Origin of the sequence: Paenibacillus lacisoli (assembly GCF_030580655.1) — a bacterium.
GTDB classification, from domain to species: domain Bacteria; phylum Bacillota; class Bacilli; order Paenibacillales; family Paenibacillaceae; genus Paenibacillus; species Paenibacillus lacisoli.
In genome coordinates this window covers 118001-133080 of record NZ_JAUQTB010000003.1, presented here as the reverse complement: position 1 = coordinate 133080, position 15080 = coordinate 118001, and the positions used below count along the sequence as shown (strand labels likewise).

12 protein-coding genes, 2 pseudogenes and 1 riboswitch are annotated in these 15080 nt (G+C 51.4%); of the genes and pseudogenes, 9 read left to right on the top strand and 5 right to left on the bottom strand.

Annotated features, from left to right (window positions below):
- Window positions 1-101 precede the first annotated feature (101 nt).
- Together Q5741_RS07570 and Q5741_RS07565 are read left to right on the top strand one after the other, a co-directional pair.
- Window positions 102-1046 carry an ATP-binding cassette domain-containing protein gene (locus Q5741_RS07570; RefSeq protein ID WP_305023471.1) on the top strand — a complete coding sequence of 315 codons (945 nt, stop codon included), beginning with the start codon at window positions 102-104 and terminating at the stop codon, window positions 1044-1046.
- Window positions 1018-1713, top strand: a complete 696-nt coding sequence (locus tag Q5741_RS07565) for an ABC transporter permease (RefSeq protein WP_305023470.1) — start codon at window positions 1018-1020, stop codon at window positions 1711-1713. The genes Q5741_RS07570 and Q5741_RS07565 overlap by 29 nt, the downstream gene beginning before the upstream one ends.
- An 85-nt stretch (window positions 1714-1798) precedes the next feature.
- Here the strand turns inward: Q5741_RS07565 and mmuM are convergent, their stop codons facing one another.
- Together mmuM and mmuP are read right to left on the bottom strand one after the other, a co-directional pair.
- Window positions 1799-2767: a homocysteine S-methyltransferase gene (gene mmuM / locus Q5741_RS07560; RefSeq protein WP_305023469.1), complete on the bottom strand. Its 969-nt coding sequence runs from the start codon at window positions 2765-2767 to the stop codon at window positions 1799-1801.
- Window positions 2751-4151 (bottom strand): S-methylmethionine permease, encoded by a 1401-nt coding sequence (gene mmuP / locus Q5741_RS07555; RefSeq protein WP_305023468.1) that lies wholly within the window; start codon window positions 4149-4151, stop codon window positions 2751-2753. Before mmuP ends, mmuM begins: the two co-directional genes overlap by 17 nt.
- Before the next feature lie 79 nt (window positions 4152-4230).
- A riboswitch (SAM riboswitch) is annotated at window positions 4231-4335 on the bottom strand.
- Between the two features lie 261 nt (window positions 4336-4596).
- Here mmuP and Q5741_RS07550 point away from each other — a divergent pair.
- From Q5741_RS07550 to Q5741_RS07535, 4 genes and pseudogenes are all read left to right on the top strand, one after another.
- Window positions 4597-6888 (top strand): 5'-nucleotidase C-terminal domain-containing protein, encoded by a 2292-nt coding sequence (locus tag Q5741_RS07550; protein WP_305023467.1) that lies wholly within the window; start codon window positions 4597-4599, stop codon window positions 6886-6888.
- 142 nt (window positions 6889-7030) lie between these two features.
- Complete coding sequence (gene infC, locus Q5741_RS07545; RefSeq protein ID WP_305023466.1) at window positions 7031-7558, top strand: translation initiation factor IF-3; 528 nt, start codon at window positions 7031-7033, stop codon at window positions 7556-7558.
- A 317-nt stretch (window positions 7559-7875) separates the two neighbouring features.
- Window positions 7876-9249: pseudogene (locus Q5741_RS07540) on the top strand (discoidin domain-containing protein); the annotation flags it as partial.
- A pseudogene (locus tag Q5741_RS07535) lies at window positions 9241-9693 on the top strand (AbfB domain-containing protein). The pseudogenes Q5741_RS07540 and Q5741_RS07535, both read left to right, overlap by 9 nt.
- A gap of 39 nt (window positions 9694-9732) precedes the next feature.
- Here Q5741_RS07535 and Q5741_RS07530 read toward each other — a convergent pair.
- A complete protein-coding gene (locus tag Q5741_RS07530; protein WP_305023465.1) occupies window positions 9733-10176 on the bottom strand; it encodes a MerR family transcriptional regulator in 444 nt (147 codons plus the stop codon).
- A 106-nt stretch (window positions 10177-10282) separates the two neighbouring features.
- Between Q5741_RS07530 and Q5741_RS07525 the strand changes: the two genes are divergently transcribed.
- The 3 genes from Q5741_RS07525 (at window position 10283) to Q5741_RS07515 (ending at window position 13984) form a co-directional block, all read left to right on the top strand.
- Complete coding sequence (locus tag Q5741_RS07525) at window positions 10283-11134, top strand: SDR family NAD(P)-dependent oxidoreductase (protein WP_305023464.1); 852 nt, start codon at window positions 10283-10285, stop codon at window positions 11132-11134.
- Between the two features lie 99 nt (window positions 11135-11233).
- Entirely contained in the window at window positions 11234-12460 is a 1227-nt protein-coding gene (locus tag Q5741_RS07520) for a low temperature requirement protein A (RefSeq protein WP_345784155.1), read from the top strand.
- Window positions 12461-12535: 75 nt separating this feature from the next.
- Window positions 12536-13984: a DEAD/DEAH box helicase gene (locus Q5741_RS07515; protein WP_305023463.1), complete on the top strand. Its 1449-nt coding sequence runs from the start codon at window positions 12536-12538 to the stop codon at window positions 13982-13984.
- A gap of 63 nt (window positions 13985-14047) precedes the next feature.
- On the opposite strand, the gene Q5741_RS07510 is transcribed toward Q5741_RS07515, so the two are convergent.
- Both Q5741_RS07510 and Q5741_RS07505 read right to left on the bottom strand, forming a co-directional pair.
- Entirely contained in the window at window positions 14048-14533 is a 486-nt protein-coding gene (locus Q5741_RS07510; RefSeq protein WP_305023462.1) for a tetratricopeptide repeat protein, read from the bottom strand.
- 84 nt (window positions 14534-14617) lie between these two features.
- Window positions 14618-15031: a VOC family protein gene (locus tag Q5741_RS07505; RefSeq protein WP_305023461.1), complete on the bottom strand. Its 414-nt coding sequence runs from the start codon at window positions 15029-15031 to the stop codon at window positions 14618-14620.
- Window positions 15032-15080 lie beyond the last annotated feature (49 nt).

Sequence of the window (15080 nt, the reverse complement as noted above, 5' to 3'; positions counted from 1 at the left end):
CCGTTACCGAACTTAAGAAACAAGTAAGATTTGCGACATAGAAACGAAAGAGTTCCTCGATAAGATGTAAACATAACAAATCCAACGGGGAGTGAAATACAGTGACGGATATTATACAGACACGGCTGCTCAGCAAGCAGTATGGCAGTGCTACCGCAGTATCCAATGTCAGCATGAATGTGAAGCAGGGTGAAATTTACGGATTTCTCGGTCCCAACGGTGCCGGTAAGTCCACGATTATGAAAATGCTGCTCGGCCTGGTCAAGCCGACCGGCGGACAGATCGAGCTGTTCGGGGAGCGGCTGCTGGTGGATTCCATTGACCATTTGAAGCGGATCGGGCACCTCATTGAAACGCCGGTCTTCTACGAAAGGCTGACAGCCGAACAGAACTTAGAGCTCCATGGTGAATACATGGGCTACTACAATCCGCAAGCGGCAAGAGAGGCACTGGAGCTGGTCGAGCTGCTGGGTGTGGAGAACAAGCAGGTCCGCCAGTTCTCCCTCGGCATGAGGCAGCGGCTGGGCATTGCCCGAGCCATCTCGACCCGTCCCGAGCTGCTGATCCTGGATGAACCGATTAATGGATTAGACCCGGAGGGCATTCATGCCATGCGCATTCTGTTCCGGCGTCTGCGCGACGAATGGGGCATCTCGCTCCTCATCTCCAGCCACCTGCTCTCGGAAATTGAGCAGGTCGCCGATACGATCGGCGTCATCCATCATGGACGTCTGATCCGTGAGGTATCCATGGATACGGTACGCGCTTCGACCACAGAATACGTGGAGATTGTTACGCCGAATGTGAACCACGCGGCCTTCGTGCTGGCCGACAAGCTGGGTATCCAGCAGTTCAAGCGTACCGGGGAGCAGTCCATCCGGGTCTACGAGACAAAGATGACTCAGGAAGCCTTGTCCAAGGCGCTCATAATGAACGACGTACCCATCTCTTCCATTAATCGGCGCCATCAAACGCTGGAAGAGTATTTCTTCAATATGATCAAGGGAGGCGAAACCGATGCTGCATCTCATCAAGCTGGAGCTTAAGAAAGGTAAGCTGAAGGGCTTTATGTGGGGGCCCCTGCTGGCCTATGCGATCATCGCCGGCTTTATGGCCCTGCTCTATTTTGTAGATGGAGATAATCCTGCAGACCCGCCGTTCCATACCCTGGAAGAGATGCTGCAGGCTGTTGATCTGTTTGTTCGTGCTACCTTCGTGATCTATGCCGGGGCGTTCATTGCGAGACTCATTATTAGTGAATTCAGGGATAAAACGATGGCGCTGCTCTTCGCCTACCCGGTCAGCCGTCAGAAGCTGATCTCGGCCAAGCTGCTGTTGGTGCTGGTATGGACCTTCACAAATGTGTTGATTGCCAATCTGCTGATCGATGCCTTGTTCATTGCCATTAATTCTAGTGTCGGCCACGTTCAGGAAACCTTCACATCCGATCTGCTGTACAGCCAAGGCCTTTACGTCCTGCTGCAGGCAGCAGGGGCTGCGGGTATGAGTCTGCTGCCGCTTGTGGTTGGTCTGCGCCGCAAATCCGTCACCGCCACCTTAGTCTCGTCTATCTTTATTGTGATGGTCGTATGTTCTAACAATGGTGGCTTCTCGCTCAGCTCGATCATCGCGGTTCCGCTGTCCCTGGGGGCTCTGGGCATCCTGGTAACCTACCTGAGCTTCCGCAACATTCACCGTGTGGATGTGGGCTGACAGCTAACACAAAAGGCCGTTCCCTTGCTCTTCGACAGAGCAGTGGGAAAGGCCTTTTTCAGTGATTCTAAGATAACTACATCGGTCACATACTGCCCCTACGCCAAGCCTCGGCAATTCCCCGGATCTGCTCTGGCGTCGTCCTGCAGCAGCCTCCAATGATTCGTGCGCCGGCTTCGTACCACTCTCCAGCTTTGTTATCAATGCTGTCGCAAGCCCCCTCACCGTGCCATGTCTTGGTATTGGCATCATAGGTCTCTCCCGAGTTCGGATAGACGATGATCGGCTTACCCGTGCCTTGCCGCAGGACAGTGACGGCTTCCGTTACGATCGTTAAGGGTGCGCAGTTGATTCCGATCGCAGCGATCTGTTCACAGCTCCCGAACGTTTCTGCGCATACCTCCAGCGGTGTACCGTCGCTGATCGCCTGTCCGCTGCTCAGAGAGAAGGACAGCCAGGCATAGGCCTGCGGATAGGCCGTCAGCAGCTCAGCCAGCACCTTCGCCTCCTGGAAGGATGGTATCGTCTCGAATGCCAGCAGGTCGGCGCCAGCCTGGATCAAGGCTTCCATACGCGGACGATGAAAATCCCGCAGCGTATGGTCCGACACCCCGTAATGTCCCACGTATTCGGAGCCGTCTGCCAGATAGGCCCCGTAAGGACCTACGGATGCGGCAACCAGCGGCTTCGGTCTGTTCTTATCTGTATTCTCTGCCCAAAAATCATCACGCGCCTGACAAGCAATGGCTACGGTTTGTTTAATCAGCGCGAGAGCATCTTGTTCAGGTATCCCCCGCGCAGCCAACCCGGCTACCGTCGCCTGGTAGCTCGCTGTTATGGCACAGTCTGCGCCAGCCCGGAAGTATTCGAGGTGAACCTGGTAAATCAGGTCCGGCTGCTCAAGCAGAACACGCGCAGACCAGAGCGGATCGTCCAGGTTCGCGCCATGACGCTCCAGCTCCGTTGCCATGGCACCGTCGAGAATTAGAATGGGGTACTGCTGAAGAATAGATTGTATAGGATTCGTAACTGGATGTTCAGATGGAGTCGACATCGGCTGTTCCTCTTTTCTGTAAATACTGTGTCAAATAATAAGTGCCGTAGCACAATAGGATGAATGGAATCCCGCAGTACAGAGCGATCCGCTGGGTCGGGTCAAAGGCTATCCCTATCAGAGACGCAAGGCATAACAGGAAGGAGGCAATCGGAACAACCGGATACCACGGGGTTACATAAGCCAGATCCTTGACCAAACCTCCCTCACGGATATACTGCCTGCGGAACAGCAGCTGGGACAGGCTGATGCTCATCCACACGACGACGACAGCCAGACCGGAAATAGATACGAGGGCAATATAGACCGTATTGGGTGCAAATATACTCGACAGCAGCGCCAGACCGCCTCCTGCCATACTGAAAATGACCGCATTAACAGGCACGCCTTTGCCGTTCAGCTTCGCAAATACCGGAGATACGGTCTTCTTGTCAGCCAGCGACCAGAGCATCCGCGATGATGCATACAGCCCCGAGTTGGCAGCAGAGAGAATGGCCGTCAAAATGACAACATTCATAATGTCCGCCGCGTACGGCACGCCGATCTTCTCAAAGACCGTAACAAACGGACTCTCTGTCACACCAGCCTCCGCCATAGGAAGCAAAGCCGACAGTACGACAATCGTTCCTACGAAAAAGATAATCAGACGCCACAGCGTTGTGCGGATCGCCTTGGGGATGGTCTTCTTGGGATCCACCGTCTCACCGGCCGCAATCCCGATCAGCTCGGTGCCGGAGAAGGCAAAGTTAACCGCAAGCATCGTCATAACAATCGCAAAGGCGCCGTTCGGAAACCAGCCTGCGCTCACAAAGTTACCGAAGAGCGGAGCAGGCTGTGAATTCTCCATCGGAATGATGCCAAACATTGCCCCTGCCCCCACAATAATGAATACGACAATCGCAAGAACTTTAATAGCAGAGAACCAGAATTCGGACTCCGCAAAAAAACGAACCGTCAGTACATTCACGAACAGGATCACAATCGCGAACAGAGCGCTCCAGATCCATACCTCGATGGTCGGGAACCAGCGCTGCATCAGCAGGCCCGCAGCTGTAAACTCGGAACCCAGCGCTACCGTCCACGTCAGCCAGTACAGCCAGGCGACCGTATAACCCGTGCCCGGACCTATGTATCGGGCGGCATACGTATGAAAGGCTCCCGTCTCTGGCATGTGTACAGACAGTTCCCCCAGACAAAGCATGACCAGATAAACCGCCAACGCGCCGATCAGGTACGACAGAATGGTTCCAAAGGGCCCCGCCTGCTGAATGGTGTATCCCGAACTCAGGAACAGCCCTGTGCCGATCACACCGCCGAGTGAGAGCATGATGACATGTCTTGCTTGCATTTTTCTCTGAAAACCAGGCTTATTCTCGTTGTCCATTCTCTCTTCTCCCTCGTCTACATCCAGAAAACAACAAAACGCACTCTTCCGAGTGCGCTGCTGACAAATAAAACCGCTCGTCTTATCTATCAGGGTTCTTCACCCGCAGGAATTAGCACAGTGTCTTCGCAGACCTGCTGCTGAGGCTTCATCGGGCCTGTCCCTCCACCTCTCTGGATAAGAAATAATTTTTTATAACTTTAGCAATGTGAAGCGTAAATGTCAATGTTTTTCATTCCGCCTGGGAACTCCAAAATCAGGATGATCCCTAATAGTAAATACTAACATTTATCGTTATATATGCATTTATCATTCGTCTTTATGTCTATTTTTACAAATAAATAGTCCTATTTTTGTTATTGATGTTTACATTCCGTTAACATTTCTCTAGAATGATACCCGTACTAGATCCGATACATATTACCCAATTAGGAGAGATACCCTGATGCATAAATCAGCCGCCAAACGTTTCGCCTGCATATCGCTGTCCCTCGTAGTGAGTGCTGCCGTTTTCCTGAATCCGTTTACCCATTCGTCAGTTCATGCTGAGAAGGCTTCCTCTGACACCACAATCACGCTGCTCGGAACCTCTGATATTCACGGCCGGTTCATGCCCTGGGACTACGCGCTGGACGGCCCCAATCCCGCCGGAAGCCTGACACAGCTGTATACGATTGTCAAAAAAGTACGTGCGGAAAATCCGAACACCATCCTGCTCGATGCAGGTGATATGATCCAGGATAATTCCGCTGAATTGTTCAATGACCAGCCTCAATCCCCGATGATGGTGGCCATGAACGAAATGAATTATGACGCCTGGGTGATGGGCAACCACGAGTTTAACTTTGGACTGGATGTTCTGGAGAAGATCTCCTCCCAATTCAAGGGCCGGGCGCTTGTAGGCAACGTGTTCAAAGAGAACGGCGACCGGTATAAGCCCGCCTATACCATTATTGAGAGAGATGGGATTAAGGTAGGCGTGATCGGCATGAATACCCCCATGATTACCGAGTTCGAGAAAGGCACCGATCACCTGGATGGTGTCATCGTTAAAGATCCGATCGAAGAAACGAAAAAGGCTGTCGCTGAGCTGAAAGGAAAGGTCGACGTTATGGTAGGACTCATGCATATGGGTCTGGATAACGAGAACGGCAAATCAGGTACGGGGGTCACCGACATTGCCAATGCCAACCCGGAACTGGCAGCTATCTTCGCCGGTCATATGCATACACTGGTTGAATCCAAGACGGTGAATGGTGTCCTGATCTCGGAACCGAACAAGTATGGCTCCCATATTTCCCGAATTGATCTGACCTTTGCCAGACAGGGAGACCAGATTGTTTTGAAGAGCAAGGAAGCGATGGCTCTTGCGGTCAAAAATCAGGATGGCTCCTACCAGGTATCCGATCCGGGCCTCGAAACCACCCTGCAGCCGTTCCATGAATTCGCAAGGGCGGACGCCAACATCGTGGTTGCCCAGCTGAAAGGCACCAATCTGGTTCCTGCCAATGAAATCAAAGGGATTCCAGCCGTGCAGATTCAGGAAACGCCATTGTCCGACTTCTTCAGTGAAGTTATGCTCCACTACAGCAAGGCTGATGTGGTTGCACATCAAATTGATAATGACAAGGCCAGACTGGATGTTGGTCCGATCAAGAAAAAGGACATCGCCTTCAACTATCAGTATGCGCTGGGCGAAGTGACCGTTTATGAGGTGACCGGGCGCGATCTGAAGGATTATATGGAGTGGTCAGCCGGTTATTTCAACTCGACCCGTCCTGGTGACGTCACGGTCAGCTTTGATCCCAAGCGCCGGGCATCCAAATACAGCACCGACGATTTCTTTGGCGGCGTCACCTATGAAATTGATCTATCCAAGCCTTACGGCAGCCGGATTACCAATCTGAAATACAAGAACGGCCAACCTGTTACGATGAGTGATACCCTCAAGCTGGGTATGAATGCATACCGCATGGAAGCTCTCATTGCCAAGGGCGGTGCCCTGGAAGGCAGAACGTTCAAGCAGGTCTGGTCTTCAAAGGATGCCACCGCATTTGGTGAAGACAAAGGTACGATCCGCAACCTGGCGATTTCCTATCTGAAAGACGTCAAGAATGGCAGCTATGAGCCTGTCATCCAGCATAACTGGAAGGTTACCGGTGTTGATGTTAACGCCGCAGCACGTAAGGATGTGGTGGAACTGATTAATGACGACATTCTGAGCGTACCTGCAACAGATGACGGTAAATACACAAACATTGCCTCCATTAATGTGCTGGATAAGGTCACACCGGAAGAAATGACCGAGCTGTCGGCTAAAGCGAAGGTTAGCCCTGCCTCACTTGCCGGAGTGACAACCAAGGGTGAGTTTTATCAGAAGCTGAATCAGGCCAGGAAGGCAGGAACACAGCCTAAGCCTGATCCCAAACCGGAAACACCGGCACCGGTGAAGCCAGCACCAACACCGGCTCCTGCTCCCAAACCGGGCAAGCCTTCAACTCAGCCGGCACCAGCCCGGCCAGGAACGGTAAAAGACACGACTTCTGCCCAAGCCAAAGTAACGGCGGCCTTTTTGAATATCCGCGCAGGGGCTTCATCCAAAGCCAAGGTAATTACCGCTGTTCCGCAGGGAACGGTGTTAACCGTGACGGGCACCGCCAAGTACGGCTGGATCCAGATCACGTATAATGGCCGCACCGCATTTGTTTATGCTAAATATGTAAGTATGCTGCCTTAGTATGAAATGACGTTATTTAAGGGCAGCTCCTCACGGGGAGCTGCCCTTTTTGGCATCACTCTCGACTGGTCAGCAATTGCTCCGGGTGATCGTAATCGGTATGATATCACTATCGTTGTTTATCAAGGGAGGAACATGCATTATGGCTGCATTCATTAACGAACAAATCCGGGCTTCCGAAGTCGAACTGACCGGAATGCGGGGCGAAAAGCTGGGGGTCGTATCCCGTGAAGAAGCATTGACCCTGGCCCGCTCCCAAGGAGCAGACCTCGTCTGTACCTCTCTGATGAGCAGTCCGCCGCCCTGCAGCCTGCTGCCCAAGGGTAAAGGCAAGGCGCTTGCACAGGAACAGAAGAAGACCAGCCCTAAGAGCAGCAGCCAGCCAACAGGCAAACAAGGCAAAGGCAATTCCAAGGAGAAGGTCAAAGAGCTGCGCTTCACCGCACATATAGAAGAACATGATTATGAGACGAAGCTGCGGCAGGCGGACAAGCATCTTCGTTCAGGCAAGCCTGTTCAGCTGGTGGTCCGGGCCAGCGGAGCTAAGGAAGCTGCAGCAGCGAAAACCGTCATCGAGCGGCTGCTGGCCGATCTGAAGGAAGTCGGCCTGCGGGAGACGGGGATCCAGTCCAGCGGTAAAGGCTCGCAGGTCAAGGTGAATCCCAAGTAATCGCAATTGGCTGCCCCGTCTTCATCTTAGGAAAAGAAGCCGTTAACATTAACGGCTTCTTTTCTATAAAATCAACCGAATTCCCAACAATTACATCGCTCATCCGCTCGAATGACAGATTAAATCCGTTCTGTTCACTGATATGCAGAATGTTCACTTGATCCTGAAGGAGCATTCGATACAATTATTTTGAAATCGCTTACCATTACAATTGTAAATACTCCTGGGTGGTCTGTGCTTTCTAATCTATTGGGAGGTGTTAAGGAATGAGGAGCAAAAGCTGGTTATGGGTTTTGGTATTTACGTTAGTTGTGACGATGTTTGGATTCCCGCCCGGTAAGTCTCATGCGGCAAGTGCGAGTATAACGAACGGCACAGACTGGCTCGACACAGCCGGAAATCCCATTCAGGCGAACAGCGGCAATATTCTCAAAGTAGGCGGTACGTATTACTGGTATGGCGAGCATGCCGTGAACGGCACATTTGACCGGGTGAATGTATATACTTCCACCGATCTCAAGAACTGGACATTCAGTAATTCGATTCTGACCAAGAACTCTGCAGCAGAACTGAATTCCAGCAAAATTGAACGTCCCAAAGTCATCTATAATGCCTCCACCGGACAATACGTGCTGTGGGCCCATTACGAGAACGGAAGTGATTACAGCCTGGCCCGTGTCGCCGTGGCTACAAGCAGTACACCGAACGGTAACTTCACCTATCAGGGTAGCTTCCGCCCGCTGAATTATGAATCGAGAGACATGACGGTATTTGTAGACAGCGACGGTACCGGCTACCTGATCTCCGCATCCCGCAAAAATGGCGGTGCCAATGATACAATGGCCATCTTCAAGATGAATGCAAGCTATACCGGAATTGATTCGTTTGTAAGCTGGCAGTTCGAGAACGGATACCGGGAAGCGCCGGCCGTCGTCAAGAAAGGCAGCCGCTACTATCTCTTCACCTCCCAGGCATCCGGATGGTACCCGAATCAGGGCGCCTATGCTACAGCGGCTTCCATGACAGGGACATGGTCAGCATTATCCCCATTCGGCAATCCTTCGGCTTTCGGCTCGCAAATCCATGATATTGCGACCATCACAGGCAGCAATACGACCTCCTATATTTATATGGGAGACCGCTGGAACCCTCTGAATCTGAGCGATCACAAACATATCTGGCTGCCGCTCACGCTAAATGACAGCAGCGGCACAGCCACCTTGGAGTGGTACAGCCAGTGGAGCATCGATGCCGTTACCGGCAGCATTAACCTGCCCTCACTAATCAACCATGCCTCAGGCAAGACAGCTTCAGCCAGCTCCGCAGCGTCCGGTTCTCCTGCAGCCAGTGCCAATGACGGTAATTACCAGACCTCATGGGCAGCCTCCTCGAGTTCCTGGCCTTCCTGGTGGCAGGTGGACTTCGGCTCACCGAAGACTATCACCGAGATTGATACGTCCTGGTTCATGTACAAAGGCTCCGAAGCCTATTACAAATACAAAATCGAGATTAGCAACGACGGCGTGAATTACTCGACAATAGACCGGACAGGCAATACCACTTATGGCTTCACCACGGATGCTGTACATTTTACTGCCAGGTATGTCCGGATTAATCTGGTCAATGCCGTACTGTGGAATAATCCGAATAACTGGTATACTCCGACCCTTCACGAAGTCAAAATGCTGGGCCCTTCCGCGCCTGAGGCCGTGGGCTACAGCCAGTTCACATCCTATAACTACCCGACTTATTATGTCCGCCACTCCAACTTCACGGCACGTATTGACGCTAATGTCACTCCTGCCCTGGATGCCCAGTTTCGGGTCGTTCCCGGCTTGGCTTCCTCGTCAGGAATTTCGCTGGAGGCCATCAACTGGCCAGGATATTTCCTGAAGCGGAATAGCAGCAATAAAATCATACTCTAAGCCTTCTCGAATACGGAGACCTACAAGGCAGATGCTACCTTCCTGTCCAATCCGGGCTTGGCCGACAGTACCAAAGTGTCACTGCAATCCTACAGCCAGCCTGGCTATTATGTCCGGCACTATGACTATGTGCTCCAGTTGGACGCTGTCAATGCCGCCAGCAGAGCCACCACCAAAGCCGACGCTACGTTTGGCCGGCTTAATTTCTAGATCACTTCAGGCAAATCGAAAGACAGGCGGCTTTCTTCATTATTTTACGGAGAAGGCCGTCTTTTTGCGCTTTCTTCGGATTTCAGGAAGACCGGTGTTATTCCCGCAGTCCTCCTGCCGGGAGCCTTCGCTCTCCAAATGGACATCAATAAAATCAACGATCAGCTGAAGAGACGCCATTTGCTCCAGGATACTTTGCCGATAGGCCAGAATATTCTCCAGCAGGTCCGGGAACTTCTTGATGTCATCCATAATCGTCAAGCGCAAATAAGGCTTCATATCTTCCAGAGGCATCCCTGTTTTGCGCATACAGACAATCAGCTTCATAACCTCAATATTATCATCCGTGTAGGTACGATGGCCGTTAGACTTGCGCGCTGCCCGCGGTAGAAGCCCAATTTTCTCATAATAACGGATGGTGTCCTCCGTCAGACCGGATTGTTCTGCGGCTTCCTTAATGGATAACAAACTGGATTGAGCCATGTTTCTCTCCCCCTTTTAGCTCTATATAAAAACATTCTTGACTTGGAGTCAACTCCAACTTATAGACTGTGACTATGATCATGAAATCAAGCAAAGGGGATACGATATGTCTACATTTAAACACAATAAAACAGCCCTGATTACTGGAGCCAATAAAGGCATCGGACTGGAACTGACGCGGTGTCTGCTGCAGGAGGGCTGGAACATTATCGCCCTGAACCGCTCCTTGTATAACAACGACAATGAGCAGATCAACCGAAGTCTTGAGCAGGGGAGCCTGCGCGTTTATCAGGCCGATCTCAGTGACTTTGACAGCCTGAAGGCAGCATTGCAGCAGATCAAGGCCTCGGAAAATAAAATTGACGTGCTGTTCAATAACGCAGGCGGCAGCTTTCCGGAGCTGATTCTGACCAAGCAGGGCCGGGAAAAGCATTTTGACGTGCAGATAGTGGCGCCTTATATCATTTTGATGGAGCTCAAAGAACTGCTAGGGAAGGGTTCCATGCGAACCGTGGTCAACACGTCATCCAGCATCATCAAGACTGTCAGGCATTTTGATCCTGCTCATTTGGCCCACCCCCCTCAATTTAAAAGACTGTTCGGCCCCTACGCTACCACTAAGCTTGCCCTCTCCCTATGGACAGAGGAGCTTGCCGGCCAGCTTGCCCATGAAGGATTCCGCCTGCTCAGTGTTGATCCCGGAGGCAATAACACCCTCAGGAAAGATAAAGATTCCGGGCTTCCCATCTATATGAAGATGATTATGAAACTGTTCTTCCCTCATCCCGGCCGAGGAGCTTCTCTGCTGTATGACGCTGCATTCAGCAGTACACGCAGTGTACCCAGCGGCTCATTCCTGATCAAGGGAAAGGCGGCCTCGCTGAAATTCACAGAGCAACGCCGTGCAGTACTGGACATGGTTCACGACATCTACCAAGAAGCGTTCATTGGTAATTGATTCTCCATGGATCTCACTTGCTCCATCAGCTCGTTCAGCCACCGGATATCGTACTTGATCAGGCCCTTCTTCCGAAGCACTTTGAATTGATACCCATAAATAAAGGAATTTAGGCTATCCCCGAAGAAAATCTCACCCATTGCAGATATTACTGAAGGGAGTTGTAAGCCTATTCATCCAAAAAAAGTAACCTGGCTGGAGCTGTTCTACGATTTGATCTATGTCGCCGCTGTCTCGATGGCAACCCATATTCTTGCCGAGGCTCACGGAGGCCACATTTCATGGGATGCCATTATCAAATACCCGCTGATTTTCATTCCGTTATGGTGGGCCTGGACCGGGTTTACTGTATATGTTAATCGCTTCGGGCAGGATAACACGACAGAACGTATCGTCTATTTTGTACAAATGGTATTCGTCATTCTCATGGCAGCTCATATTAACATTGATTTTGAAGCACACTACCTCTTCTTCATGCTCGGTTATGTCGGTATTCGCTTATCCACCGTGTTCATGTATGCAAGAATATGGCGGGTGCGGGATGGCGTATCCCGTCAAGTTGCCCGATATCTCTGTATTAGTTTCCTGATCGGGTCTTTCATCAGCTTCAGCTCCGTTCTGTTTCCGGGCATGGCCAAATTCTACGTTCTATATCTCGGCATCTTCCTCGATATTCTGCTTCCACTGATCGGAAGGCACCAGCTGCGGAAATTACCGGTTCATCACCACCACCTGATGGAACGTTACGGTCTGGCTACCATTATATTGCTGGGTGAACTTATTCTTGTGATGGTAGATACCATCCGTGATCACTCCATTACCGTGGAGTCAGGAATTGTCCTACTGCTGGGATTCCTGATTGCTGTAGCCATCTGGTGGCATTACTTTGAATCATCCGAGGCAGCGGCACAGGAAGAGCGCACCAGCTCCGGACAATCGATTATCTATGGTCACTTATTTACATTTATGTCGCTGGGTATTACATCGAATGTGGTTCGTTACGCCTTCAATCGCGAACTCGAGCTTCCCGGCTTTGCCTGGCTGGCGCTGGCGGGTTTGGGCCTGTATGTCGTCTCTGTACTGGTGATCTTCCATCCGCTGAAGAAGAACGCGGCCCGAGGTACGTATCGTCTGCTCGGTTATCATTTGGCTGTACTGGGGTTGGCTGCAGTGGTGCTCCTCCTGCTTCCTTCTATTATAGCTGTCTACATCGCCTGCACGATCTTCTTCGTCGGCTATGCGCTGGTATCCCTCAAGACTCGCAAAGGGGGCAGAAACAGCACTTACACGAAAAAGCAGAAGATTCACCACCGAACTGGAGTATAATAAAATGCATATACAATGGACGTCCCGCCAATCAATATGTATAGGTAACTAAATCTAACGCAGAAGAGGTTTTACATGAGTGCAGAGCATTTTACAGATTACCCTCTGGGAGAAGAAATCCTGAGAGCACTGAAAGGCCTGGGGTACGAGACACCTACTGAAGTTCAGTCCAAAGTGATTCCGGTTGCCCTGAAGAATAAAGACCTTGTCGTCAAATCACAGACGGGAAGCGGCAAAACCGCCGCCTACGGCATTCCGCTGTGCGAGCAGGTCGATTGGAATGAAAATAAGCCGCAGGCCCTCATTCTGACACCCACGCGTGAATTGGCCCTTCAGGTTAACGAGGACATTATGAATATCGGGCGGTTCAAGCGGATTAAATCCACACCCCTGTACGGAAGACATCCCTTTCATATGCAAAAAGCGGAGTTGAAGCAGAGGACCCATATGGTGGTTGGTACACCGGGTAGGGTGTTAGATCACATAGATCGAGGTACCCTGCCGCTGAACCGGATTGCCTATCTCGTCATTGACGAGGCGGACGAGATGCTGAATATGGGCTTTATCGAGCAGGTAGAGTCCATTATTCAGGCACTGCCCGCGGACCGGGTTACGATGCTGTTCTCAGCAACCTTCCCAGACAATGTCGCCGAGCTGTCCCGCAAATACATGGATCATCCTGTTGAAATTGAAATCCAGGCCAGCGGCTTAACGACTGCCACCATTGAGCACGCCCTGATTCAGACCGCAGAGAAGGACAAGCTGGGACTGCTGCAGAAGCTGCTGGTGGTTGAGAATCCGGACAGCTGTATTATGTTCTGCCGTACCCAGGAGCATGTCGATCAGCTGTTCCGGCAGCTGAAGGATCTGGGTTATCCGTGTGACCGGATTCATGGGGGCATGGAGCAGGACGAGCGCTTTGAGGTGATGAATGCTTTCCGGAGAGGGCAGTTCCGCTATCTGATTGCCACGGATGTGGCCGCCCGCGGGATTGATATCACGAATATTACCCATGTCATTAATTATGATATTCCGCTGGAGAAGGAGAGCTATGTGCACCGCACCGGACGTACCGGACGTGCAGGCAAAAGCGGCCGAGCCATCACCCTTATCACTCCACGAGACCAGCAGCGATTAGCGGAGATTGAGACCTATATTGGATTTTCCATTCCGCGGGAGGAGCCGCCAACCGAAGATGAAGTCGACCGTCACCGGGAAGCCTTCGAACAGAAACTCAAGATCGGCCCGGTTCTGAAAAAGGATAAGCGGGAGCAGCTAAACCAGCAGATTATGAAGCTGAACTTCAACGGCGGCAAGAAGAAAAAGCTGCGTGCGGTAGATTTCGTAGGGACGATTGCCAAACTGGACGGAATCACTGCCGATGACATCGGCATTATTACGATTCTGGATAACGTGACTGATGTTGAGATTCTGAACGGCAAAGGACCGCGGGTCTTGGAGATGATGAAGAATACAACCGTCAAGGGCAAGCTGTTAAAGGTTCGCCCCGGCAAAAATAAGTGAGTACTGCAAAAAGCCGAAGAAGAGCGGTTATCTGCTCTTCTTCGGCTTTTTATAATTTAAAGACTACTCCCACACCTGATCCAGCTTGTCAGCATAAAACCGAATAGCCTTCGCGTAATCTTGAATGCTCTGCTCCTGCGAAGTTTCTGCAAGACACGTTAACAAAATTTGCATCGCCTCCTCATGCCGCTGGAGATTGTAGAGGGTCATGGCATAGAAGACCTGGAGTGCCTGATGCCCGGGGAACTGTTCCATGCCTTTGCGGAAAACCTCTGCGGATTTCTCGTATTGAGCCAGTGTCCGGTAGGTGCTGCCCAGTCCTAATAATGCCCCTTCCAGATCCTCTCCCGTTAATCCCAGACGGATTGCACGTTCGTAATAGGGAACTGCTGCCCTCTCCTCGCCCATTACGTCAAAGCTCCAGGCACATTGATATTGGATCTGAGCATCTTCCGGGTATGTTTGCACCAGCTCCAGCAGCAGCTGATTCGAGGCCGCAAGATCTCCTTTTTTCCTCAGCTCTACAGCCTGCTCTAATTGTTTCTGCATGTGAACGGCTCCTTTATGTGTGTAACTCTAAGACCTACATTATGGATGCTGCAACGAGAGAGATGCTGCATTCATAAACAGCTATTACCCGCGGCAGATCATCAGCTTGTTCCCGTCAGGGTCCTTTACTACAAACCAATGATCATGTTCAATTTCTGTGACAACATCGGCTCCGATCGCTCTCAAATACGCGAGCGAGGCTTCGATATCCTCGGTCAGAAGCATGAAGGCTGGCGTCTCTGTAGGCGGAGCCCCCTCCGGCCGGTCTCCTCCCCACTTGGGCATCGTGTCAAGAATAAGCCCGGTTCCCTCCATCGGCAGCGGACACAGATGACCGTTCATAATTTCGCAGTCCGTTTCATTCAACCCCAGCACCTGACAATACCAGCTGCGGGATCTCTGAATATCTGTCACCGGAACAAATACACCCCCTACCTTGTTTTTCACAGGACTTGTCTTCCTGCGGTCATGCTGCACAGGCTGCTGCTGTTCGCTCATTTTTTGGCCTCCCATTATTATTTTTAACGCTCTAGGTATAACAACCGGG

Coding starts and splice junctions, on each gene's coding strand:
- Q5741_RS07515 (WP_305023463.1), top strand. CDS start 12,536: ATGAGTGCAGAGCATTTTACAGATTACCCTCTGGGAGAAGAAATCCTG.
- Q5741_RS07550 (WP_305023467.1), top strand. CDS start 4,597: ATGCATAAATCAGCCGCCAAACGTTTCGCCTGCATATCGCTGTCCCTC.
- Q5741_RS07530 (WP_305023465.1), bottom strand. CDS start 10,176: ATGGCTCAATCCAGTTTGTTATCCATTAAGGAAGCCGCAGAACAATCC.
- mmuP (WP_305023468.1), bottom strand. CDS start 4,151: ATGGACAACGAGAATAAGCCTGGTTTTCAGAGAAAAATGCAAGCAAGA.
- Q5741_RS07525 (WP_305023464.1), top strand. CDS start 10,283: ATGTCTACATTTAAACACAATAAAACAGCCCTGATTACTGGAGCCAAT.
- infC (WP_305023466.1), top strand. CDS start 7,031: ATGGCTGCATTCATTAACGAACAAATCCGGGCTTCCGAAGTCGAACTG.
- mmuM (WP_305023469.1), bottom strand. CDS start 2,767: ATGTCGACTCCATCTGAACATCCAGTTACGAATCCTATACAATCTATT.
- Q5741_RS07510 (WP_305023462.1), bottom strand. CDS start 14,533: ATGCAGAAACAATTAGAGCAGGCTGTAGAGCTGAGGAAAAAAGGAGAT.
- Q5741_RS07505 (WP_305023461.1), bottom strand. CDS start 15,031: ATGAGCGAACAGCAGCAGCCTGTGCAGCATGACCGCAGGAAGACAAGT.
- Q5741_RS07565 (WP_305023470.1), top strand. CDS start 1,018: ATGCTGCATCTCATCAAGCTGGAGCTTAAGAAAGGTAAGCTGAAGGGC.